This is a genomic window from Pradoshia sp. Z6_59, assembly GCF_058267515.1.
Genome location: NZ_JBZCPP010000003.1, coordinates 243,471 through 265,502, shown reverse-complemented (window position 1 = coordinate 265,502; position 22,032 = coordinate 243,471). Strand labels below are relative to the sequence as shown.

Sequence of the window (22,032 nt, the reverse complement as noted above, 5' to 3'; positions counted from 1 at the left end):
GGTGAGCCGTTACCTCACCAACTAGCTAATGCGCCGCGGGCCCATCCCTAAGTGTTAGCCGAAGCCAACTTTCCTTCCAACACCATGAGGTGTTGGAAACTATTCGGTATTAGCACCGGTTTCCCGGAGTTATCCCAATCTTAGGGGCAGGTTGCCCACGTGTTACTCACCCGTCCGCCGCTAATCGTTGGGAGCAAGCTCCCTCAGATTCGCTCGACTTGCATGTATTAGGCACGCCGCCAGCGTTCGTCCTGAGCCAGGATCAAACTCTCCGAAAGATGTTTGATCTAGCTAAATTTTAAAGCAAATTGACGAGATTTTAAAAATCTCTTATTTTTAGACTTGCTTGGCGTTTCGTTTTGTTTAGTTTTCAAAGAACAATCTGTATGTCGTTTTAGCGACTTTTATATTATATCAAGATAACTTTTCTTTGTCAACAACTTTTTTTAAAAAGTTTTTTTGAATCGTTTCAACTTGTTATCTCGTTCGCGTTAGCGACTTTTATAATATATCAGAATAACTTATTTTCGTCAATAACTTTTTTAAAAAGTTTTTTTAACGAATGTTCAACGAAGTGAACGATAGTTAATATATCATGGACAACTATTAGGATGCAAGTACTTTTTTAACTTTTTTTCGCTTTTTTATATTATTTCTACATAACATCATAAAAATCACATAAAACTAATACTTTGACATACAACTCTTCATTAAGATTAGCAGTGTGCGTTTGCCTAACATTCTGATCACTAAGCAAGCCCCCTAATGTTCATAAGAATCGATGCCTTCAACAACACACTAATAAAATGGGAGAAAGTTCAACACCAATTATATTTAGAAAAAACAGAGACATCCTTCTTTGGATGCCCTGCAATGTAATTAATAGGTAACTTCGCTATTCTTTATTGTGTCTCTTCTTCTATTCATTAATATAAATAAAGATAATCCCACCAATACTAAAGATGCACCAAACAATTGTATAGCAGATAGGCTTTCATTAAATAAAAAGTACGCCAATAATGCCGCACCTATTGGTTCAAACAATATTGCCATCGATATTTTTGTTGCACTAACCCATTCAATCGCCCAATTAAACAGTGAATGTCCCAGCAATGTAGGAATGATTGCTAGCAAGATAAATATGTACCATTCTTTTTTAGGATAATCGAATAACTCCTGGCCGCTCCCCAATACATAGATCAATAATATGATTGCACTAATACCGTATACTATAAATGTATAAGCAGTTAACCCCATTCTTTTCCGTACCACTTGTCCAATTAAGAAATAAGCTGTTGCAAGAGCACAAGCTACTAAGGCAAGTACATCCCCGAACAAAGCTCCCTTATTATGCGAAAAATCGCTGGCACTAATCAATATACTGCCTGAAATCGCCACAATAATACTTACGACTCCACCGATAGATACTCGTTCCTTAAATAAAAAATAGGTACCTAAAAAAGCAAATATAGGCTGCATTGTAACTAGGACAGTTGAATTAGCCACTGAAGTGTACCGAAGAGACTCAAACCAAAAAATAAAATGAAAAGCAAGAAACGCTCCGGCCGCTGCACATAATACCCAATCTTTTTTATTAATCCTTCCTACCTCTTTAACAGCCTCCTTACAAAAGTACGGAAGTAGAATTAAACAGGAAAATAACATGCGGTAAAAAGCAATGACACCAGACTCGGCTTCGGAATAGCGAACAAGTATCGCTGAGAAGGATACAGCGATCACTCCTACAACAATAGCAAGATAAGGTTTAAAAAGTGACTGAGTCATATAATATTCCACCCTTTAACTGTAATTTAAACAAATAATTATTCATAATTCATAATTCTGGAACACATCCGTCTCATATTCTATTCTATATAGAAGAACTTATAAAGGCAGGTTAGCAAAAATGGATTTCTCAATTGATATACAGATGATTATTAAATTATGCATATCAGCAGTATTAGGGCTTATCATAGGACTGGAACGGGAAATCAAAAGAAAACCTGTTGGTCTGAAAACATCTCTAGTAATCTCCATCGTTAGTTGTTTATTAACTATTGTCTCTATTGAATCTGCTTATAATGCAAAAGGTTCATCATATGGAGTCACAGTAACAATGGATCCGCTCCGTCTTGCAGCTCAGATAGTATCCGGGATTGGTTTTATTGGAGCGGGTGTTATATTAAGGAGAGGCAATGACAGTATATCAGGTTTAACTACAGCAGCATTAATTTGGGGAGCAGGCGGAATAGGGATTACGGTAGGCGCAGGTTTTTATATGGAAGCTATCGCAGGTGTGGTTTTGTTAATCATCAGCGTTGAATTGCTGCCCATGTTATTTAATTATATCGGGCCAAAGAAGTTTAGAGAAAAAGAATTAAACCTCCAGTTAATTATTGCAGAAAAAGACAGTATAGCGCCCATTATAAATTTAATTGAACAAAAAGAGATTTCAATTAAGTCTGTTCGCATAAAAGATCTGACTAACAGTCATCAAATCCGCTTAAGAACCACAATAGACAGCAAAAGGCTAATTACAGATGTTTATTATTCCGTTTCCACTATCGATGGAGTCATGAGCATTGAAATTGAAAATGCCTAATCATTAGGAGTCGGAAAGAAGCATAGGCAGTTTCTTTTCCGCTCCTTATTTTACCCTGCGTTATAGCTTGATTAAGTTAGAAGATTCAGCAAAATACTTCGTACAAGATTGACATTCGTACTAAATTAGTTAAAATAAGGTTGTACATAATTTTATTACTTATTATGGGGCTATAGTTCAGCGGGAGAATGCTTCGCTGGCAGCGAAGAGGTCAGGGGTTCGAATCCCCTTAGCTCCATTACCTGAGAAACTCTTGTGTAGCAAGGGTTTTTTCTTTTTTATAGGAGACTTCTCTGCGAGGAATCGGCTGGATTTATTGCACAAGTTGTTCGGCGCCTGATTATCGTTGATTCTTGTGTATATTTATTCCGTATCATCGCGATAACGTAATTTGACATACTCATGATACTTTTCCCATTCCTTTTCAATATCACTTTTGCAGTTGAGTTAAAATCATGTCCACTATATCCGTATGTGACAAGTGATTAGCTATTTTCACTTCATTTTTCAATTTGACGAATCAAATCAATCGAAAGATTCCCTTCTCTATCCTGAACCTTCAACATCTCACGCCGAATATTATCTTGAGAAACTAACAGGGTACCTTTTCCTAACTGATCTTGAATGCTTTTTGCAATGGTTGATTTTCCACTTCCGGAGTTTCCTCTTAGAATAATTAATTTGGATTCCATGTGATTTCATTCCCTATTATGTTTTTTATTTCTCTACAAAGTTCTTATAAAAATAATAATTCTGTATATTCAACGATTTCCCCTTTATCATTCAAGTAAAAAAGTCGCCTCCTATAAATTTAGGAAAGCGACTTTTTGTCTCTTACTGCCATTAAATGAATATGTATAGTCTTTAGATACTCTGAATGAAGCTCACTATTAAATATACAGCGATACAGACCACAATACTTTGTAAGTAAAGGCCTGCTTCCTTCTTCGCAGATTCATCTTTACTATTTTGATTTTTTACGGAACGTACGGATCCATACAGAATACCTGCAATAACAGCAATTATTAAGGGAACTGTATTCATAGCATCTGCCTCCTTTGTGATTATTCTAACATAGAAGTTTCTCTTGTATTACCTATAATGCTTTTGTGTATCCAACCTATTTACTATCCCTAAAATAAGCATTATATTAAATAATTTGCCAAAATTTTCAGTATATATTTCTCGGTGAATAGTTAGATACTACCTTTTAAATTTGTTACGCTAATAATGGATTAATACATCTTAGGGGGTCCCTCATGAAAAATGTTAAACTGCTCTTTCTATTAATATTAAGTATTATGCTGGTTGCTTGCTCATCAAAGGATGAGGAAAATAAAAAATCCGATAATGTGGATGTCGATAAGGGCTTGGTAAATGTTGAAGTGACATTACCTGCTTCATTTTTTGAAGACACAGATATGGAGACACTAAAAAAAGAAGCTAAAGAGGACGGCGTAAAAGAAGTAATCGTAAATGACGATGGATCAGTTACATATAAAATGTCCAAATCTAAGCATAAAGAAATGCTGAAAGAGATGGGAAATACAATAGACACTTCCATTAAAGAAATAGAAGCCGATCAAGACTTTCCTTCAATCAAAAAGATAGAACACAATAAATCGTTTACAGAGTATACAATTAAAATGAATCAGGAGCTTTATGAAAACAGCAGTATGGACGGATTTGCCTTCTTCAATTTAGCTTATCAATCACTGTACTATCAATTATTTAATGGTGTAAGTGAAGATGACTATAAGGTTACCTTCCAGCTTAAGAACGAAGAAACCTCCAAAGTATTTGATACCATCGTTTATCCGGATGATATCCAAACCGATGAAGATGAGACAGAAAAGAATAAGTAAACCAAAATTCAAGCTGTCTTCTCAATGAAGGCAGCTCTTTTCATGAATGAATAAATTCACACTATTATTTTTCTATTTCTTCACTTTTATGACCTACTGTTTGCTCTTCCATAAGCTTTTTATAGAAAATCAGCGTTGTATTCTCATTCAATTTTCGGAGTTCACCGGTTTTTATATAACCCATTTTTTCATATAGATGACAATTCCGTACTTCTTCTTTTATCGTGGCCAGTTCCCAGCTTTTCGCTTTGCAATAATAATCTTCAATGATTTTTATTGTTTCCTGTGCAATTCCCATCCCTTGATATTCAGGTGAAATGAACATGGGACTGATTTTATATTCTTCGGTCCCTTCTCTCCATCGAATATTAATGGCACCAACTAGCTGCCTATTGAACATAATTTTATAAAATACACCATTAGGATTGTTCAATCGCATGATCAGCCGATCTATTTTTTCATTTGCAGGATTCGTATCGTAATCCTTATATTTTTCTAATAAAGGCATGAACGATTTGCGTTGGATAGCAAATAAAGCTGCTGCATCCTTTTGATCTGCCTTGAACAATTCAATACTCATGTCTTCACTCTCCACTTGTTTTCTAATTATTTGGATATGTATCCTGCCACGCTCTTTTCCTACGCCCTTTGTCTCTGCAAAAACGCACTTCTTCATTTATTTCGAATACGATGATAAAAAAACGGAAGGGACTGTAAGAATGGAATCTGAAAATGACTTAAATATATTGGATTTCGCCCTCCCGTTACTGGACATTATTGTGATTATGCTGACAGACGAAAATCCTGTAAACGGGGTCATCCTTTTAGTGCTATTAAAAGCCGTTACAAACGATCCTTTAATGGAAATATTGTTTATTATATTAGCCATTGTTCTATGGGCTGCCCGACAGAGTGAAGAAGATTGAACTGTTTGTAAATAGCAGACAGGCTATCTTGACTCCCACGTTCATCATAGGTTTAAACAATACAATAATATTCTTGACTGCAAACATGAAAAAGGCGCTATGTTGTTAGCCCTTTTTCTTCATGTTTAGGTGGAATCCAATAAGCATGGTTCTACTATAGAATTCGAAAAAACCATTACAATCTCCTGCTATTGCCTACTGGTTCTTTCTATCCTTTAATTGATAGGCTTCACATATTTTCAATAGATGTTCACTTTGTTCAATAAGATCAATAATATTTCTCCAGGTTGTTCCTGTTACGATATCTTGAGCATGCGCAAGCTTATTTCTTAATGAGACGATTTCATCAAAGAATTTTTCCCCCTGAGCTCGTGAATCAAATTGTAATAATCCTCTTAATTCCTTATGCTTCACGATTAAAGTTTTTTTATCACTTAGTTGGAGGCAATCCATTAAACTGATTTCTTCATTTCTCTCTTTTCTACTTCCATACAATTTTTTTGTTTCCAACAGACGATTTTCACTTATTTTTTCTTCCCAACTGTTTCCTGGATAAAAACTTTTTACTAAGTGTAGAAAATGCATCTCCATTAACGAAATGATTCCAAATAGCAACATGCGTACAGGGGGTTTTTGAAGATCTGCCATTGTAACTAATTTTGTAATTGTATTTCCTTCTAATATAAATAGTCGTTTTTTATCTCGAAATAAATTGAGCACTTGGATAAGCGGTGTAGTATTTGAAACAAGATCTGCCGGTTTAAAATAAGCCAGATTCATTTGGCCCTTTTCGATATACCCTTCCATTATGCCTTCTACTTTAATTCCAACAACATCATAGCCACTGCTTGTCATATAATCATGAATGTTATAAATAGGTTCCTTGCAATCAAAACTAATTAATTGTTCGGATATATGACTCACATTAATCGTTTCTTCGAATAATTTTCTTAAACTCGTATAATGACCAGAACTGGTTATTGTCGAATGAATCATCGCAGGCCCCACTTTCTTTTGCATTATTTTACCATCAAAAGATAGGATCTGTATAAAACTTTGAGGAAATCTCCTCGTGCTTTACGTACAGGACATTATTAACCTTTTCCTCTATAAATTACATTATATGGTTATATGAACTTGGAGAACTACTAAATGATGATGATATAAAGGGGGACTGAGATGCTACTACTAACTAATAAAAATAGGACTATTTCATTGATTGCTCCACTCTTTTTTCTCGGAATTATCTCCATCTCTTATTAAAGTTGGAGAGCACTCATGGGCATCTTTTTTCTAGTACTGATCATCTACCTTACAAATAAAGCTAATCGATACATAACATCACTATTCTTTATATTACTTATTAGTCTTTTTCTCTATAAAATAACAGCTTGCCCGGATATTTTATGCGTTTGTCGTACTAAGGACCAACAGTATTTATCCAGTAATACTACTCCACTTTTTATAAATATGGGGATGGTGCTGAGCGGCTTGATTATCTAACCCATAATGAACAAACCAAATAAAAAACACTCGGATTTCATTGAATCTAAGTGTTTTTCGCACATTTTATAGGAATATTATACTTACATTTAGTGAAAAGACCGACTGCCTATCATAATTGTTACATACTTTCCGATTTTATTTTCCCAGAGGTAGGGTTTATATAAGATTGATAAGATTTCCAATATACAAAAGCAACAAGAACAGATCCGCCTATGGCATTCCCTAAAAATACAGGTACAAAGTTATTAAAATAATCCATCCAGGTAAAATAACCTTCGAATATCGCTGCCGGAATCACAAACATATTCGCTACCACGTGCTGAAAGCCAATTGCTACAAATGCCATGATAGGAAACCAGATCCCTGCTATCTTTCCTGCAATGTCGTTGGCACTGTAAGAAAGCCAAACACCTAATGCCACAAGCCAGTTACAACCAACACCCGAAATAAGGGCCGGCCAAAAATCAACATCTATTTTATGAGCAGCCACGTCCACCGTTTTTTCGAGATAGACACCGCTGGCTGTAAACTCTCCTAAGTGGCCAAAGAAATAAGCTACAAAAATAGCGCCTGCGAAGTTACTAATCGTAATCCAAAACCAATTGTGAACTAATCGTGAGAAAGGAATCCGTTTGGCAAGCCAGGCCATTGGCACTGCCATCATATTACCAGTCAATAATTCTCCGCCTGCAATTAAAATTAAAATAAGTCCAAGTGGGAAAACAGATGCACCAATAAATGTTCCAAAGGTCCCCCAGTCTTCAGGCAAGCTTGCGGTTACTCGGATATATAGTAAATAACCCACAGATATATAAGCACCGCCCAAAAATCCCAATAGTAATAAATTTGTTAAAGGTAAACTGGTCTTCTTCACACCTGCTTCTACTGCTGCTATGGCAATTTCCTGTGGAGTTTTGAAACCCATGTATGTTCTCTCCAATCTATGTAATACGTCTTCCACATCATCATATGGAAATAATTATCAATCTATCCAAGTTTATTATATTCGTATTTTAGAAAGGCTTAAAGAGAACATTTTATGAATAATTCAAATTCTAATGATGTTAACTAAAAAACCCCCTCCGTTTTTTACAGATGGGGATTTTATTTATATCGTTTTTTTATGTTCTTTTAATTCTTCATCAATCATGGAATCGAGTTTTATAATACTGGCTTTCGCTCTTTCATACTCAATCTTCCGATAATGGTGAAGGCCGCCTTCCTCTTCATCTTTTTCATCTGCCCATTTAACAATCTGTTGAAGAGGCGTTCTAACAATATCATTTGAAGGTAAAAAGGAATCTGTATGAAATAAAATTGCGAGGGAGATTGTTTTCGCCTGAACCGGATTCTCACCGAGCCTTATTAATAATTTATGCGCTCTTTCAGCGCCCTTAATTGGATGTATATCGTTTTTTCTATATAAATCATAATCCCATTTACCATTACGGTACCAAGTAAAATGTCCAATGTCATGGAGCAAACCTGCTTTTGCTGCAGAATCAACATCGATATTCTGTTCTTTCGCTAAATGAAAGGCATGGTAAGCGACGGCAATTGCATGTGCCAAGCCAGAACGATTTAAATATTTTTGAGCAATGCGGTGCTCAAATATATCAAGTAAAGTTACTTCTCTCATAAGTTCTCCCTCCCTGGTTATTTTTGTATATTTATAAAGATAAATTTATATTTTTGTGCATTATAGCATGGATACTTCACTGTTTAAAAGGAATTTATTATTCTATAAAATTACCTTGTTTCTGTACTTTTAAACGAAATTTTACAATCAGCCTTTCTTTACCCCCTTATTCGCATTCATTCTTTTGCTCTTTAGGGCTGGTATTGTCGCTAATCCTAAAAAATCATGGCAGCTGTCGAAATAGTCACATGGACCAAGTTATTATTCATTATTGTATGTTCATGCCATGTCTTTAAAAACGGCAAAAGTCGCAGTTGGGCAGATACTAGTTTAGAAAAAACACGAGTATTTCCGAATAACCCCATACAAAAATATCCAGGTGGACTTGTTTATCATCATCTAAAAAGGGAATTTTGTGTATACAGGGAGGAGGAGTACAAATGAATCAGTATCAAACTTTTTTCTTCGAGGATGATGGTAGGATACCTAATAATCCAAACTTACCAGTCCTTCTATATGATCAAGCTGTAGACAACCCTAAATCCACTATGGAAAGCCTATTTAATAAAAATCAATGGCTAAATAGTTGGACAAATGGGGTATTTGACTATCATCATTATCACAGTAATTCACATGAGGTACTTGGGGTCATTAGTGGTGAAGCCACCCTTATGATTGGCGGTGAAACAGGAAGGGAGATTCATGTTCAGTCAGGTGATGTGATTATTCTTCCTGCCGGAACCGGCCATAAACGCCTTAGAGCCAGCTCTGACTTTTCTGTCGTTGGAGCTTATCCAGATGGAATGGACTATAACACTAAATACGGGAAAGAAAATGAACGTCCTGAAGTATTAGAGGATATTAGCAAGGTACCGATTCCGAAAACCGATCCTATCACTGGCAAGGAAGGCCCTTTATTGAAAGAGTGGCAGGTATAATACCATTAGAGAAAATATAGATTTTAAGCCGTTCGATAAGATAGCGCGTCTTCAAATTATTCAGCGATTAATCCCCTGAATTTTTAATGTTCTGCAAAACAATATTTTACTGTCTTTCAAAATGTTTCAAAGACTATTAATAGGGAATAAAGAACTTACTAAAATGAATATATAGGGGAATTATTATATGCTGGAGACAAAAACAAATTTAAGTTTATTAGAAAAACAAGATATGACCAATCCACAAATCGTACCCAACTGGGTAACAGAAGAATACCAGACATTTCATAACATTGTTACAAACCCAACATTTCCATGTTACTTTGGGATGAAAGCGGAAAATAAAGGAGAGCTCCGTTATGCGTATATGACTCATAATGATTGGTCCTCTCTCCCAAAAGCAGTAGAAAGCTTCCTGGAACTATTTAAGGAGCCACCTCACATAAGACACGGATTATTTGTTTTTGTTGAACCTGAAAAAGAGGAGCGCGATATCCCATACTATAGAGATTACTTTTGGAGAATTCTACAGTATTTACACGAGCATGATCCGAAGCTTTGGCCTGCGGATAAACCGAAGGATCCTGAACATTTCCTTTGGGACTTTCACTTTGCAGGTGAACCATTCTTTATCTTCGGCAATTGCCCTGCCTACAAGCAACGGAAAACCCGTGACCTCGGTAATAGTTTAGTTCTTGGCTTTCAACCGCGAATGATATTTGAAGGACTTGAAGGGACTGAAAAAGGCGGGATAATGTCCAGAGAGAAAGTTCGTGAACGAGTAGAGAAATGGGATCAGCTCCCTAAGCATCCGGATATCAGCCATTATGGAGATCCAAATCATAATGAATGGAAGCAATACTTTATCGGCGATGATATAGAACCAATCGCAGGGAAATGTCCATTTCACCATAAAGATTCATAATCATATAAAAAGAAGCTGATCATTGAATCAGCTTCTTTTTTTATAGAATGGAAGCTTGCAAGCTTAAAGATTCGATACATTATTTAATGATGTGCTGAACCCGTCCCACCTGACCATCCGTTAACCGTACTTTAATGCCATGCGGATGGGTTGCTGAATTGGTTAAAATATCTTTAACGATACCGCGAGTTAATGCACCTGAGCGCTGGTCCTTTTTTAACACGATATCCACTTCCAGTCCTGCTCGTATATCACTGCGATTCTTTCCATTATTCATTTTTCTAACCTCCCTTATTTATCTCGATCCATAAATACATTCATTGAGCATAACGTAATCTATCCACTAATGGTATAATGGACAAATAGTAAAATCCACTTTTTTGGAGGCAATATGTTAACTTTTGAAGAAAAAATTGCAATTATAGAGTCCTTTACGGAACTCGAACGTAAAAATGTTTCACTTGGGCGTATCAACTATCAATATCCTGAAAGCAAATTAGATAAATCGAATGTTGTTTATCACCTGCATCCAAACGGTAATGGTTTCGTTTATGCAGAAGGCATTCCCGGGTACCGTGTGGGTCAAAAGGGATTGGTGAATATCAAGGATTTTTCCGCTGAGCAATTGAAAACAATCCTCGCTAAATCTATAGAGCTTCTATCTACTGATCCTTATGAAGATTATGCTGGCGATATAGCAGGTGAAGAAGAAACCTGGAGAAATAACGAAGGACATACTCTTACCGTTATAGCAGAAGAGGATATGTGGAATGTATATGCTGGCTTAAACCTAGATGGCACATTCCCATCCTACAATGAAGCCAAATCTTATTTAATGGAAGAAGGATTCCATAAAGTAAAGTAAACGAACCTAACAGCCCATTGGTCATTCATAATCCAGTGGGCTGTTCCTATTTAATCCTACAAATAACCGGACCATGTATTCAGACACTACCTCATTATTTACCAGAAAACTCTGCCTTTCGCTTCATAAAGAAGGCACTGATTCCCTCCATCGCATCTTCCGAACGGGCTATTTTCAGCATATTTTCCAATTCAATTGAGATACCTTCCTCTAAGGAAACCTCTGTCCCTCTCCTCACAGAATCAAGAATCCCTTGAACCGCAAGCGGCGGTCCTTCAGCTAAATTGGTTGCAATCGCTAATGTTTCATACTTCAGCATATTAGCAGGCACAACTTTGTTGATCAAACCATACTCCATTGCTTTAATCGCCGAAATTTTTTCACCGCTTAATAGTAATTCAAGAGCCCGCCTGCTGCCAATCAATCTAGGCAGCCGTTGAGTGCCCCCATAGCCAGGCATAATTCCGAGCTTTATTTCCGGAAGGGCAAACTCTGCTGTGTCTGCAGCTATTACCAAGTGGCAAGCCATTTGCAGTTCATTCCCACCACCCAACGCACGACCGTTTATGCTTGCAATGATAGGTTTGGAGAAAGACTCAATTCGATTAAATAGATCATGCATGCCTTGAATCGTTGCCCTCGCTTTTTCTGGATCCGCTAAATCTGCAAATTCATTTACATCTGCACCAGCCGAAAAAGATTTTTCTCCCGCTCCGGTTAATATAATAGCTCTAATCGTATGATTGTTTTCGATATCATCCAAATAGGTGCCAATCTCATATAATGTATCTCTGCTCAATGTATTTAGGGGAGGTCGATTGATCGTAATGATTGCCACCCTATTTGTTACCTCCAACAAACAATTTTGCCCCATTATCCTACCTCCCTTTCCAGTATAACGGCAATTGCCTGACCAAAGCCGATACACATGGTAGCAAGCCCAAATCTTCCGTTTGTTCTTTCCAATTCATTAAGTAAAGTAGCGATAATACGAGCACCGCTTGCGCCCAGAGGATGGCCCAATGCAATTGCTCCTCCATTTGGATTTACTTTATCCATGTCTGGTTTCAGCTCTTTCGCCCATGCTAATACAACTGAAGCAAAGGCTTCATTCACTTCAAAAATATCGATATCATTAATGGAAAGACCTGCCTTACCCAATACCTTTTGTGTTGCCGGGATAATACCTGTCAGCATAATTTCAGGATCTACACCTGCAAGAGCAGTGGCTAGGACCTTCGCTTTTGGCTTTACACCCAATTCCTTAGCTTTTTTTCTGGATGCTACTAATACTGCAGCAGCTCCATCACTGATTTGACTTGAATTCCCTGCCGTTACTCCCCCCTCAGGCATAAATGCAGATGAGAGACTAGCAAGCCGCTCAATGGATGTATCAGCACGTGGTGTTTCATCATCAGCTAAAATACTCTCTTCATTGTCAGCGTTTTTTACGGAAATGGGGACAATTTCATTTTCAAACCTTCCTTCCTTAATGGCCTGAAGGGCTTTTTGGTGACTTTTGTATGAAAAATCATCCATTTCTTCTCTTGAAATTTCCCAGCGCTCTGCAATTAATTCTGCAGAAAACCCCTGAGGTATAATCGTATGTTGATCTAAGAGACTATCACTGAAATCTCCTCCATCGCTTCCCATAGGTATACGATTCATACTTTCCACGCCTGCTGCAATAACACAATCAGACATACCCGCCATTACGGAGTGAGCAGATTGGGCAAGAGTATCCAAACTCGAACCACACATGCGATTCACACTCACACCGCATACCTCGACCGGAAATCCTGCAATCAAGCCGGCTAATCGGCCGATATTATAACCTTGTTCACCAATTTGTGTTACACAGCCCATCTTGATATCTTCAACCTCTATAGGATTAATCCCTGTGCGGTTGATTAATTCTTTTAAAACATGTGCTGCCATCTCATCAGGACGGTTATTCGCAAGTGATCCTTTCTTTCTGCCAATCGACGTTCGAACCGCATCAATAATGACCGCATCCAAATCTTTCATGATTCGCTTCCCTCCTTTACTTAGAAAGTAAATAGATCAATACCGCCCGCAACTGGCAAACCAACTCCTGTAATATAAGAGGCCTCTTTACTTGCCAAGAAGGCTATGGCATTTGCAATATCATCTGGTTCTCCAGGACGTTTAAAGGCAGTTCTGGCAATCATCCGCTCCCGCATAGCCGGGTTTGTCATTTGAAAAGCCTCCGTATTAATAATTCCAGGAACAATCGCATTTACAGTAATATTGTATTTGGCCCCTTCTAAAGCCAACGATTTCGTAAATCCCAAAATCCCTGCTTTTGTCGTTGCATAGCTTGTCTGTCCATATCCGCCCAATGTACCTGCAACAGAAGCCATATTAATGATGCGTCCATATTTTTCGTTCTTCATATATTTCCAGACTGATTTACAGCAATTATAGGCACCCGTTAAATTAACATTTAAATCCCTATTCCAATAATCATCATTTTGGTCTTCCAACCTCGCTGTATGATCCAACGTTCCAGCATTATTCACCAGAATGTCTATGCGGCCATATTGATCAACCACTTCAGCCATCACTCGTTCAACCTCTTCACGGTTCGTAACATCCATTCGAAAGGCAGACGACTTACGGCCAAGCTCTTTAATTTGTTCAGTCGTTGATTTTGTAAAGATTGTTTTCGATTGAACCATAATTTGTGAAATCGGACCAAGTCCCTCTGATGTTGAATCCAGATTTTCATCATCCTCTATCAAAATATCAGTCACGATTACATCAGCACCTAATGCTGCCAATTTTAGCGCATCTGCTCTGCCAATCCCTCTGGATGCACCGGTAACAAGAGCTACTTTTCCTTCCAGTGAAAATGACATACTCAATAATCTCCTTTCGATTTAGGCAATGACAGACCGACTGCCACTTCATTAGCAGCAACCTCGATTTCTGCATATGCGTCTTCTTCATACATTTGTTCAATAACTTCTTTATACTTTTCTTCTATTTCTTTAAAACGTACCTTTAAGGACGGAGTCATCTCCCCATCCTCCACAGTCCATTCTTTCGTTACAATGATTAGTTTTTTGGGCTGTTCATAGCGTGCGAATTTATGAGTATTGGATTTTACTTCTCTCGTAATCAATTCCTGTACTTTTTTATTCGTAACCATCTCATTGACAGAACCACGAATGCCCTTCCTTTTGCACCAGCTCTTAAGATTTTCATAATTTAAAGTTAATAAGGCGATTACATACTTCTGATTTTGTCCAACTAAAACGGCATTTTCGATATAAATACTTTGGTGAAGTGCATTTTCCACGGGCTGGGGAGCCACATTCTTTCCCGAAGTAAGTACAATAATCCGCTTCTTTCGATCCACAATTTTTAGGAAGCCATCATCATCAAACTCGCCTATATCGCCAGTCTTGAACCACCCATTTTCAAAGTGTTCCTTGGTTGCCTCTTCATCATGATAGTAACCTTTCATGATACTTGGGCCTTTAACCAGTACCTCACCATCCTCTGAGATATGGACATCCAGGTTGGGCAATGGTTTTCCAACTGTTCCAACTTTGGTTCTGGAAAATGGATTTACGCAGATAACGGGGGAGGTTTCTGTCAGACCATATCCTTCAAGGACCGGAAGATCAACACTCCAGAAAAACTTTCCGATTTCCGGATTTAAAGCTCCTCCACCTGATATAAAGCCTCTGATTCTTCCACCCAGTTGTTTTTTTACTTTTTGATAGACAAGTTTATCAGCTATTTTCCACTTTCTCCTAAACTCTTTCGGTAGTTCACTCTTACGAACCATTACATCTGTAGCACTGGATAAATAATATTGATATCTTGTATCTCCGACTCTAAGTGCCCAGTCAAAAATTTTCCTGCGAATAGGGGTACCGGATTCGACCATCTTTTGAGCCTGGGCATATACTTTTTCAAATAACAATGGGACACTGACTAGGACGGTTGGTTGTACTTCTAGAAGGTTTTGTTGTACGGTATCAATATTTTCTGCATAAGCAATTGTTGCACCAACTGACAAAGGAAAAAATTGACCTGCCATACGTTCAAATATGTGGGATAGTGGTAAGTGGGATAACATGATGTCGTCAGGCCGGGCCTCCAACACCCAAAACTGAACGCCTTCAACATTTGATAAAATATTTCCATGCGTTAACATCGCACCTTTTGGATAACCGGTTGTTCCCGAGGTATGAATAATCGTTGCTAAATCCTCTCTCGTTATTGTCTGGAAGCCATCTTCCCAGTTAACTAAAGGATGTTTTTCACCTGCTGACATTAATTGCTCCATTGTCAGCATATCTTCTTTCTCTTTTGCTAAGGAATCACCGGGGTAAAAGATAATCAGTTTTTCGAAAGCAGAATTGCCTTGAATCTTTTGCAGTTGCTTTTGATTCTCTACAAAAAGAAACTTACAATCTGCATTACTGAGAATGTAAGAAATCTGATCAGATGGTAAAGTTGAATGGATTGGCACACTGACTGCGCCCAAACTAATAATTGAAATATCGCTTATGGCCCAATAAGGATTATTATCAGATAATATAGCTACATGGTCATTAGGACCAACCCCATAATGTGCCAGTCCGGCAGCTGTTTGTGAAACCTGTATCCAAAAATCCCTGTATGTGATCCCTTTATATTCACCCGCTACTTTTACTAAAAAACCATTCTTCTGTGAATTTTTTTGGGCTGTTCTCCAAACCATCTCTACCAAATTTGCAGGTTTCATAAAACACCTCCCTTAGGCCTAAACGTCGTAGAGTCACAAAGACGTTGCCACACACTGTGGCGTTATTGTTCTTTGATCATCTATACAGTTGTTCCAGCCTATCGTTTGATTCAGTTTCGGACATAAGTGATGCTGCTGCAGGAGAGAAAGAGCACTCTCTTGTAGCAGCACCTCCTCTTATGCTTGTCGCGGGTCAACACGATGTGGCGTTTTTAGTCTTTGGTCCACCTTACATCGTTTCAGCTTTTCGCGAGATCCAGCTTCCGTGGCTAAAAGCTCGGGACATAAGCGTAGCCACTCGGGAGGGAGAACACCTCCCTACGTGACTCCTCTTATGCTTGTCGGAGGCCAACAGGATGTTGGTCACGAAGACGTTGCCACACGATGTGGCGTTTTTAGTCTTTGGTCCACCTTACATCGTTTCAGCTTTTCGCGAGATCTAGCTTCCGTGGCTAAAAGCTCGGGACATAAGCATAGCCTCTGCGGGGGAAGTTCATCCCCTACGAGCCTCTGTCTTATGCTCCTCGCTTTTGAGCAAGCCACTCCAGCCTTTCTTGAGATCTAGCTTCGGCTCCTAGCTCCTCGAGTCATAAGTGTAGCTGCTGCTGGAGGGAGAACACCTCCCTACGTGACTCCTCTTATGCTTGTCGGAGCTGAACAGTCGCCTCAGCCTTTCTTATAAATATTCCTTTACGTTATATTGTTTCAGTATTCCTTCTAGTTTGATGGCTTTGCCGATGTCGCCTTTGATTTTTAGTTTGCCGGACATGAAGGCTACGGTTCCGTTTAGTTTGCCGAGAAGGAATTGGCGGAAGTTTTCGACAGACATGGTGAGTGTACAATCTGCTGGTGTTTCTTCTCCTTCGACTACCTCGGCCTGGCCATCTTGGATATTAAGTTGATAGATTCCTTCTTCGGAGCCGGTGATTGTGAACTGATAGCGTGTCGTAATTCCTTGGATTGGTTGAGGATCACTTTTAAGTGCTTCCTCAATTTTTTCAAAAGACTCTCTTAATGTATAATCTTCAATTGCTTTTCCCATTTTAAAATTCCTCCCTTTAAAAATATTTTTTGATTTTTCAGTTTTATTTAGATGCAGAATTATTGTCCTGCCGTTTCACCACCTCCTGAACGTATATAAAATCATTACACGCGGATACCATATGGTTCATACAGATGACGTGCAATGATTAATTGCTGAATTTGATTAGTCCCTTCAAAAATGTCATAAATTTTTGCGTCACGATATAATTTCTCTACTAGATGTCCCTCAAGACCATATGGACCGAGTATTTCCTGACAGGCTGAAGTGACCTCCAATGCAATCTTTCCACCATAGGCCTTACACATGGCGGCTTCTTTTGCATTCGGTTTTCCCAAATCTGCTTTCCAGGCGGCTTCCCAGGTTAACAAACGAGCTCCCTGAATTTTTTGCTGCATCTCTGGGAGGAGTCTAAGCGCTTGATGATAATGGTTGCCGTGCTGAGGATATTCTCTTTTCACAAAATCCAATGTATATTCATAGGATGCTCTTGCAATTCCGGTAGCCATGGCTGCGATTATCGGCCTAGTGTTATCGAATGTTTTCATAGCGACTCTGAAACCACCTGATCCATCCGCTTTATTGACATAGGCCTCTTCTCCACCTAAAAGGTTTTCGTCCGGAACAAAGCAATCCTCAAATACAAGCTCTGCTGTTTCAGAAGCACGAAGGCCCATTTTTTCCGCTAGCCTCGAGCATGAAAAGCCAGGTGTATCTTTTTCTACGACGAATGCCCGATGCCCGGCTCTACCTAAATAACGGTCTACCGTAGCAAATACAACAACCCAGGAAGCTCTTTTACCGTTTGTAATAAATATCTTCTGTCCGTTTATCACATAACCGCCGTCTACTTTAACAGCTGTGGTCTGTAAACCGGATACATCAGAACCTGCCTCTGGTTCAGTCAAAGCATATGCTCCCCACTTCGGTTTCTCATCTCTGGAGAAAATGGATAAAAAACGTTCCTTTTGTTCCGGTGTCCCACTATGCTGAACAGGCGGACCTCCAAGCCCTGGCCCGGGTAGCGTCAAGGCAATCGCGCAATCTCCCCAGCCTAATTCCTCAGAGGCAATGACTCCCAATCGATTTCCTTGGCGCTCCTTCGCTTTTTTAGAATCTTTTTTCTTTTTATCATCAGTGGACTCTCCGAAAGAAGACATGCTTAAAGAAATTCCGAGTTGATTTACTTTATCCAGCCAATCATCCGGTACTTTCTTTAATTGATCGGCAATCATGGATACCGGCCGTATTTCATTTTCAGCAAACCAATGGACTACTTCCTTAACTTGACTTTGATGCGGCGTCAACTCGTATGTGATCATGGCTCATCCCCCTCTCCTTACCATACATAATCCAGTTTCCGGCTCTGATTTCTAAATCACCCTCTTGTTCAAACCAGCCGACTTGTGCCTGACCGTCCCTCATCCATTTCTCTACGGGATGCTCTTGAACATATCCATGCCCACCAAGGAGCTGTACAGCTGAATCTGTTACATATCGGAGCGATTGATGTGCTTTGTTAAGTGCCTGGATACTGTGGAAAACAGCATCAGATTCACCGTCATCAATTTGTTTTGCCGCATATAAAACAAGATGCCTTGCTGCACCCGTCTGGATAGCCATTTGTGCAAGGTTAAAAGAAACACCCTGGAATTTTGCAATTTCTACCCCAAACGCTTTTCTCTGGGAGGTATATTCAGCTGTGTAATCAAGGGCAGCTGCCATAACACCAATTTCTTTGGCAGCCTCTAATGTTCGTATACGGCTCAATGATTCATCCATCCAATTTTCAGCGTCTATACCACTGGCCAAAACACTCTCGTTGGAAACGCTTACTTCATTTAGCTGAATTCTTGAAAAGCCGGCACTCAATAGCCCCAAACGATAATCACCTTCTAGCACTTTCCATGAATGATTATTTTCTTGGTCTATCCAGAGCAATACTGTTTCTCCATTAGTAGCAGTTCCTGCAATTAATAGATATTCAGCCTTTTTGGCATTTTTCAGCGGACTCGTCTCTCCATCAATGATGTATCCATTGTCTATTTTTTTGATTTGGAGTTTATGTTGATTTGGATAAACAAAGGCGACTGTTGGACAAATTCCCGTTTCACATTGAGCTTGATAAAAAGAAAATGCATTATGTTCCTCTCTAAGTCGAATAAACGAAGCTCCCTCCCCGGCTCCCGGAAGCCCCTGAATAGTATCAAGGTCACCATAGGCAAGCGCCTCAACAATCTGTATCTGGGAAACGAGCGGCAATTCCAACCCACCGTATGATTGAGGCAGTTCTAAATTTAATAATCCAAGGTCACTCAACTTTCTAACTATGTCCTTACTTACACCCTGATTTTTTTCCGTTTGCCTGGCATAGGGACGGATCTTTTGAATCGCAAAATCCTTTGCTACATTAACAAATGCCTTTTCTTCCTCACTTGGCAAAAAAGAAACCAACTTTCTCCCTCCTTCATATCAATAGTTTATTAATTTGAGAGACTGCTAAATGATCGCATGACCAATCGGTTTAATAATCTAGCAAGATATTCTACATCTGTCTTTTGATGATTTGGTTCCCGGAATTTTTGAATGACGACTTCATTAATTGCTCCAACCATTGCCTGAGAGATGATCTTAACTTCCTGTTCATTCACATTCTCCGGAAACTCCCGGTAGGCAAAAACAAAGATGAGATCCGCGAAACTTTTAAGTGCTTCACGTCTGACCAGTTCTACTTCGAAAGAAACTCCGACTGATTCAAGTAAAATAAAATTGGCAACAGCCTTATTGGAAAAGCAAATTTCCAAATAGCGAAAAATTCCGGCATATGCTTTATAACCAATTCGTGGTTCCCGTAAGGCTGCAAGCTTAATCTCTTCTGCAACTTCTCCAATCAAGCTTTCACAAAGAGCAACAATCAACGTCTCTTTATTGCCGAATTGTTGGTAGAACGTTGTTTTCGAGACATGTGCATACTCAACTATATCCAGGACTGATGTATTCTTGTAGCCTCTTGTAGTAAATAATTGCAAGGCTGCGTATAGCATTTTATCTCTGGCTTCGGTCGGCAGATCATTAACATATAACATTCTTATCATTCCAATCCCATATGTGAGTACGAATACGTATTGGTATCATCATACCTGCACAAAAGGGAAATTTCAACATAATTGCCAGAAAATTTAATTTATTTTATTCGACAAAAAAAGAGCCTCCCAAAGTGTATGGGCGTAGCTCTTAAATGAAATGTTTATTTAAATGTCTCAGGATAGATTTTTTCAGCTATCAGTTGCAAGCCTTCTGTTAAACGTGGTCCTGGTCTTGATACTGTGTCATTATCTACATCATAAACCTGCTTATTTTTAACGGCAGGTACCTCGGACCAAGCTTTTCTTCCATATACCTTTTCTTCAGGATTTTCAATATAATAGCCATATGTAGTAAGAATAACATCTGGATTGCGTTCAATGACTTGTTCTTCATTCATTGTTACCCAACCCTCTTGATCAGCGGCAATATTCTCTGCCTGAATGATATCAAGCATTTCGTCTATATAGGTTCCGTTGGCCGCTGTATATAAATCCGGTGAGGAAGATACTTCAATCCAAACCTTCTTCTTATCTTTTATAGCGTTTGCTTTCTCTTTAATTTCCGCTACTTCTTTTTTCATATCTGAAATAATTTCATCAGCTTTGTCTGATGTTCCTGTTGCTTTAGCAATCAATTCAATTGTTCCATATGCACCATCAAACGAATTGGCGTCAGGTACGATAATGACATCAATACCCGCTGTTTGGAATTGTTTAATGGTATCCTTGGCATTATTAAAATGACTGGCGGAAAGCAGTAGGAGATCCGGATTCAATTCCAGCACTTTTTCAATATTGATTTCTAACCCGCCAACCTTAGGTTTATTAGCAGCTTCTGTAGGGAAATTACAATAATCTGATACACCAATGATTTTCTCTCCAATACCTAGTGCATAAACCGTTTCAGTATTGCTTGGCAGCAAGGATACGATGGTTTCCGGCTTTTCCTCAATCCTGATGCTTTCTCCTGATCCATCTCTTACCTCAACAGGAAAGCCAGAGGAGGTTGATTCAGAATTCTCTTTCTTCTGGTTTGAGTCATCTTTAGTTGACGAACACCCAAACATTAACATAGACAGCATAAGCACTAGTATAAATAAAAATAAATGATTTCGCTTTTTTAACATAGTTATTCCCCTTTCCAACATAATAAAAAAACCTTAGCTCGAAAAAAGCTAAGGCGAAAACCCATATTAAAGTAACAGGATTGGACTCGCCCACTTTTCCCTCCGAAAAATAGTATATACGAAAGTAAGAGCAGGTCTCCTGGCTCTACGCATCAATTTACTCTGATTTACCTTCCCATGCTCTAAATCGGGAGCCGGTGGTTTACAAATCATTTCATCCGCGTATACAGTAGCGGGGGCTGCACCGGATTTGAACCGGTTTCCCTATTATCCTAATAAATAAGGCACTCTTACATTATTCAATATTCATATTTTTTATATGATCAGTTTCAGTGTTTTCTTTATTCTTCTTCATATTCAACATCAGTATGTTCCCTGCAAAATTGTAAAACCATCGATAATTCATCTTCCTCAAGCTCAAAATCCAAAATACTTTGTGTTTCACTTTCTATAAACTCATATTTTGAAATTTGGTCCTGATTTTCATCCATCACATATATAACACGCAACAGAAGACCCTTATCGGTATATAGTTCATCTTCCTCGGGAACGGAAATCTCCAGCAAATATTCGAACCTTTCTCCAGAAAGGATACCAAATGGGTCCTCCAGTTTCTCAACTGTATAACTTTGTATCTCGATCATCTTTATCAACCTTTCTAAAATGCTTATGTCTATTATACATGTTACATCTCTTTATTAAACATTTTACCCAATTATTCAGCTCCATTTAGGAATATTTTTTAA

23 protein-coding genes, 1 tRNA gene, 1 rRNA gene, 1 pseudogene and 1 riboswitch are annotated in these 22,032 nt (G+C 38.6%); of the genes and pseudogenes, 7 read left to right on the top strand and 19 right to left on the bottom strand.

What is annotated here, in order from left to right; genetic code table 11:
- Both AC4D4B_RS05400 and AC4D4B_RS05395 read right to left on the bottom strand, forming a co-directional pair.
- A 16S ribosomal RNA gene (locus tag AC4D4B_RS05400) occupies positions 1-278 on the bottom strand; the annotation flags it as partial.
- A 601-nt stretch (positions 279-879) separates the two neighbouring features.
- Positions 880-1,785 carry a DMT family transporter gene (locus tag AC4D4B_RS05395; RefSeq protein WP_490999360.1) on the bottom strand — a complete coding sequence of 302 codons (906 nt, stop codon included), beginning with the start codon at positions 1,783-1,785 and terminating at the stop codon, positions 880-882.
- Between the two features lie 145 nt (positions 1,786-1,930).
- Between AC4D4B_RS05395 and AC4D4B_RS05390 the strand changes: the two genes are divergently transcribed.
- Positions 1,931-2,602 carry an MgtC/SapB family protein gene (locus tag AC4D4B_RS05390; RefSeq protein WP_490999359.1) on the top strand — a complete coding sequence of 224 codons (672 nt, stop codon included), beginning with the start codon at positions 1,931-1,933 and terminating at the stop codon, positions 2,600-2,602.
- Between the two features lie 166 nt (positions 2,603-2,768).
- Positions 2,769-2,840: transfer RNA gene (locus AC4D4B_RS05385), tRNA-Ala, on the top strand.
- A 265-nt stretch (positions 2,841-3,105) separates the two neighbouring features.
- On the opposite strand, the pseudogene AC4D4B_RS05380 reads toward AC4D4B_RS05385, so the two are convergent.
- Together AC4D4B_RS05380 and AC4D4B_RS05375 are read right to left on the bottom strand one after the other, a co-directional pair.
- A pseudogene (locus tag AC4D4B_RS05380) lies at positions 3,106-3,294 on the bottom strand (AAA family ATPase); the annotation flags it as partial.
- 172 nt (positions 3,295-3,466) lie between these two features.
- On the bottom strand, positions 3,467-3,646 hold the full coding sequence (locus AC4D4B_RS05375) for a hypothetical protein (RefSeq protein ID WP_490997289.1): 180 nt from the start codon (positions 3,644-3,646) through the stop codon (positions 3,467-3,469).
- A 215-nt stretch (positions 3,647-3,861) separates the two neighbouring features.
- Here AC4D4B_RS05375 and AC4D4B_RS05370 point away from each other — a divergent pair, with 215 nt between their 5' ends.
- Positions 3,862-4,467 carry a hypothetical protein gene (locus AC4D4B_RS05370; RefSeq protein ID WP_490997290.1) on the top strand — a complete coding sequence of 202 codons (606 nt, stop codon included), beginning with the start codon at positions 3,862-3,864 and terminating at the stop codon, positions 4,465-4,467.
- A gap of 64 nt (positions 4,468-4,531) precedes the next feature.
- Here AC4D4B_RS05370 and AC4D4B_RS05365 read toward each other — a convergent pair whose 3' ends face one another.
- Entirely contained in the window at positions 4,532-5,047 is a 516-nt protein-coding gene (locus AC4D4B_RS05365) for a GNAT family N-acetyltransferase (RefSeq protein WP_490997291.1), read from the bottom strand.
- A gap of 139 nt (positions 5,048-5,186) precedes the next feature.
- Here AC4D4B_RS05365 and AC4D4B_RS05360 point away from each other — a divergent pair, with 139 nt between their 5' ends.
- The gene (locus AC4D4B_RS05360; RefSeq protein ID WP_490999358.1) at positions 5,187-5,393 is read left to right on the top strand and encodes a hypothetical protein; all 207 of its coding nucleotides are present in this window, start codon (positions 5,187-5,189) and stop codon (positions 5,391-5,393) included.
- A gap of 195 nt (positions 5,394-5,588) precedes the next feature.
- Here the strand turns inward: AC4D4B_RS05360 and AC4D4B_RS05355 are convergent, their stop codons facing one another.
- The 3 genes from AC4D4B_RS05355 to AC4D4B_RS05345 form a co-directional block, all read right to left on the bottom strand.
- Positions 5,589-6,413, bottom strand: a complete 825-nt coding sequence (locus tag AC4D4B_RS05355) for a hypothetical protein (RefSeq protein ID WP_490999357.1) — start codon at positions 6,411-6,413, stop codon at positions 5,589-5,591.
- A 604-nt stretch (positions 6,414-7,017) separates the two neighbouring features.
- A complete protein-coding gene (locus AC4D4B_RS05350; protein ID WP_490997294.1) occupies positions 7,018-7,824 on the bottom strand; it encodes a formate/nitrite transporter family protein in 807 nt (268 codons plus the stop codon).
- A 183-nt stretch (positions 7,825-8,007) separates the two neighbouring features.
- On the bottom strand, positions 8,008-8,538 hold the full coding sequence (locus AC4D4B_RS05345; RefSeq protein ID WP_490997295.1) for an HD domain-containing protein: 531 nt from the start codon (positions 8,536-8,538) through the stop codon (positions 8,008-8,010).
- 440 nt (positions 8,539-8,978) lie between these two features.
- On the opposite strand from AC4D4B_RS05345, the gene AC4D4B_RS05340 reads away from it, so the two are divergent.
- Positions 8,979-9,476, top strand: coding sequence for a cupin domain-containing protein (locus AC4D4B_RS05340; protein ID WP_490999356.1), 498 nt, complete (start codon positions 8,979-8,981; stop codon positions 9,474-9,476).
- 187 nt (positions 9,477-9,663) lie between these two features.
- Positions 9,664-10,401, top strand: a complete 738-nt coding sequence (locus tag AC4D4B_RS05335; protein ID WP_490999355.1) for a YqcI/YcgG family protein — start codon at positions 9,664-9,666, stop codon at positions 10,399-10,401.
- A gap of 79 nt (positions 10,402-10,480) precedes the next feature.
- On the opposite strand, the gene AC4D4B_RS05330 is transcribed toward AC4D4B_RS05335, so the two are convergent.
- Positions 10,481-10,678, bottom strand: coding sequence for a YwbE family protein (locus tag AC4D4B_RS05330; RefSeq protein WP_490997298.1), 198 nt, complete (start codon positions 10,676-10,678; stop codon positions 10,481-10,483).
- 114 nt (positions 10,679-10,792) lie between these two features.
- On the opposite strand from AC4D4B_RS05330, the gene AC4D4B_RS05325 reads away from it, so the two are divergent.
- A complete protein-coding gene (locus tag AC4D4B_RS05325; RefSeq protein WP_490999354.1) occupies positions 10,793-11,266 on the top strand; it encodes a hypothetical protein in 474 nt (157 codons plus the stop codon).
- Positions 11,267-11,360: 94 nt separating this feature from the next.
- Here the strand turns inward: AC4D4B_RS05325 and AC4D4B_RS05320 are convergent, their stop codons facing one another.
- From AC4D4B_RS05320 to AC4D4B_RS05275, 10 genes are all read right to left on the bottom strand, one after another.
- Positions 11,361-12,140 (bottom strand): enoyl-CoA hydratase/isomerase family protein, encoded by a 780-nt coding sequence (locus AC4D4B_RS05320; RefSeq protein ID WP_490999353.1) that lies wholly within the window; start codon positions 12,138-12,140, stop codon positions 11,361-11,363.
- Positions 12,140-13,294, bottom strand: coding sequence for a thiolase family protein (locus AC4D4B_RS05315; RefSeq protein WP_490999352.1), 1,155 nt, complete (start codon positions 13,292-13,294; stop codon positions 12,140-12,142). Before AC4D4B_RS05315 ends, AC4D4B_RS05320 begins: the two co-directional genes overlap by 1 nt.
- Positions 13,295-13,314: 20 nt before the next feature.
- Positions 13,315-14,148: an SDR family NAD(P)-dependent oxidoreductase gene (locus tag AC4D4B_RS05310; protein ID WP_490999351.1), complete on the bottom strand. Its 834-nt coding sequence runs from the start codon at positions 14,146-14,148 to the stop codon at positions 13,315-13,317.
- Positions 14,149-14,150: 2 nt separating this feature from the next.
- Positions 14,151-16,031 carry an AMP-dependent synthetase/ligase gene (locus AC4D4B_RS05305; RefSeq protein WP_490999350.1) on the bottom strand — a complete coding sequence of 627 codons (1,881 nt, stop codon included), beginning with the start codon at positions 16,029-16,031 and terminating at the stop codon, positions 14,151-14,153.
- A gap of 676 nt (positions 16,032-16,707) precedes the next feature.
- Positions 16,708-17,073, bottom strand: a complete 366-nt coding sequence (locus AC4D4B_RS05300; RefSeq protein WP_490999349.1) for an SCP2 sterol-binding domain-containing protein — start codon at positions 17,071-17,073, stop codon at positions 16,708-16,710.
- A gap of 104 nt (positions 17,074-17,177) precedes the next feature.
- Positions 17,178-18,395: an acyl-CoA dehydrogenase family protein gene (locus tag AC4D4B_RS05295; RefSeq protein ID WP_490999348.1), complete on the bottom strand. Its 1,218-nt coding sequence runs from the start codon at positions 18,393-18,395 to the stop codon at positions 17,178-17,180.
- Positions 18,355-19,527, bottom strand: coding sequence for an acyl-CoA dehydrogenase family protein (locus AC4D4B_RS05290; RefSeq protein ID WP_490999347.1), 1,173 nt, complete (start codon positions 19,525-19,527; stop codon positions 18,355-18,357). The genes AC4D4B_RS05295 and AC4D4B_RS05290 overlap by 41 nt, the downstream gene beginning before the upstream one ends.
- 29 nt (positions 19,528-19,556) lie before the next feature.
- Positions 19,557-20,168 (bottom strand): TetR/AcrR family transcriptional regulator, encoded by a 612-nt coding sequence (locus tag AC4D4B_RS05285; protein WP_490997103.1) that lies wholly within the window; start codon positions 20,166-20,168, stop codon positions 19,557-19,559.
- A gap of 152 nt (positions 20,169-20,320) precedes the next feature.
- Positions 20,321-21,286 carry an ABC transporter substrate-binding protein gene (locus AC4D4B_RS05280; protein WP_490999346.1) on the bottom strand — a complete coding sequence of 322 codons (966 nt, stop codon included), beginning with the start codon at positions 21,284-21,286 and terminating at the stop codon, positions 20,321-20,323.
- A 112-nt stretch (positions 21,287-21,398) separates the two neighbouring features.
- A riboswitch (cobalamin riboswitch) is annotated at positions 21,399-21,593 on the bottom strand.
- Between the two features lie 34 nt (positions 21,594-21,627).
- The gene (locus AC4D4B_RS05275; RefSeq protein ID WP_490997105.1) at positions 21,628-21,930 is read right to left on the bottom strand and encodes a DUF6509 family protein; all 303 of its coding nucleotides are present in this window, start codon (positions 21,928-21,930) and stop codon (positions 21,628-21,630) included.
- Positions 21,931-22,032 lie beyond the last annotated feature (102 nt).

Bases quoted from the DNA above. Each gene is read 5' to 3' on its own strand.
- AC4D4B_RS05280 (WP_490999346.1), bottom strand. From the start codon at position 21,286: ATGTTAAAAAAGCGAAATCATTTATTTTTATTTATACTAGTGCTTATG.
- AC4D4B_RS05375 (WP_490997289.1), bottom strand. From the start codon at position 3,646: ATGAATACAGTTCCCTTAATAATTGCTGTTATTGCAGGTATTCTGTAT.
- AC4D4B_RS05315 (WP_490999352.1), bottom strand. From the start codon at position 13,294: ATGAAAGATTTGGATGCGGTCATTATTGATGCGGTTCGAACGTCGATT.
- AC4D4B_RS05320 (WP_490999353.1), bottom strand. From the start codon at position 12,140: ATGGGGCAAAATTGTTTGTTGGAGGTAACAAATAGGGTGGCAATCATT.
- AC4D4B_RS05300 (WP_490999349.1), bottom strand. From the start codon at position 17,073: ATGGGAAAAGCAATTGAAGATTATACATTAAGAGAGTCTTTTGAAAAA.
- AC4D4B_RS05275 (WP_490997105.1), bottom strand. From the start codon at position 21,930: ATGATCGAGATACAAAGTTATACAGTTGAGAAACTGGAGGACCCATTT.
- AC4D4B_RS05350 (WP_490997294.1), bottom strand. From the start codon at position 7,824: ATGGGTTTCAAAACTCCACAGGAAATTGCCATAGCAGCAGTAGAAGCA.
- AC4D4B_RS05330 (WP_490997298.1), bottom strand. From the start codon at position 10,678: ATGAATAATGGAAAGAATCGCAGTGATATACGAGCAGGACTGGAAGTG.
- AC4D4B_RS05310 (WP_490999351.1), bottom strand. From the start codon at position 14,148: ATGTCATTTTCACTGGAAGGAAAAGTAGCTCTTGTTACCGGTGCATCC.
- AC4D4B_RS05365 (WP_490997291.1), bottom strand. From the start codon at position 5,047: ATGAGTATTGAATTGTTCAAGGCAGATCAAAAGGATGCAGCAGCTTTA.
- AC4D4B_RS05355 (WP_490999357.1), bottom strand. From the start codon at position 6,413: ATGCAAAAGAAAGTGGGGCCTGCGATGATTCATTCGACAATAACCAGT.
- AC4D4B_RS05285 (WP_490997103.1), bottom strand. From the start codon at position 20,168: ATGATAAGAATGTTATATGTTAATGATCTGCCGACCGAAGCCAGAGAT.
- AC4D4B_RS05395 (WP_490999360.1), bottom strand. From the start codon at position 1,785: ATGACTCAGTCACTTTTTAAACCTTATCTTGCTATTGTTGTAGGAGTG.
- AC4D4B_RS05360 (WP_490999358.1), top strand. From the start codon at position 5,187: ATGGAATCTGAAAATGACTTAAATATATTGGATTTCGCCCTCCCGTTA.
- AC4D4B_RS05305 (WP_490999350.1), bottom strand. From the start codon at position 16,031: ATGAAACCTGCAAATTTGGTAGAGATGGTTTGGAGAACAGCCCAAAAA.
- AC4D4B_RS05390 (WP_490999359.1), top strand. From the start codon at position 1,931: ATGATTATTAAATTATGCATATCAGCAGTATTAGGGCTTATCATAGGA.
- AC4D4B_RS05370 (WP_490997290.1), top strand. From the start codon at position 3,862: ATGAAAAATGTTAAACTGCTCTTTCTATTAATATTAAGTATTATGCTG.
- AC4D4B_RS05295 (WP_490999348.1), bottom strand. From the start codon at position 18,395: ATGATCACATACGAGTTGACGCCGCATCAAAGTCAAGTTAAGGAAGTA.
- AC4D4B_RS05325 (WP_490999354.1), top strand. From the start codon at position 10,793: ATGTTAACTTTTGAAGAAAAAATTGCAATTATAGAGTCCTTTACGGAA.
- AC4D4B_RS05345 (WP_490997295.1), bottom strand. From the start codon at position 8,538: ATGAGAGAAGTAACTTTACTTGATATATTTGAGCACCGCATTGCTCAA.
- AC4D4B_RS05340 (WP_490999356.1), top strand. From the start codon at position 8,979: ATGAATCAGTATCAAACTTTTTTCTTCGAGGATGATGGTAGGATACCT.
- AC4D4B_RS05335 (WP_490999355.1), top strand. From the start codon at position 9,664: ATGCTGGAGACAAAAACAAATTTAAGTTTATTAGAAAAACAAGATATG.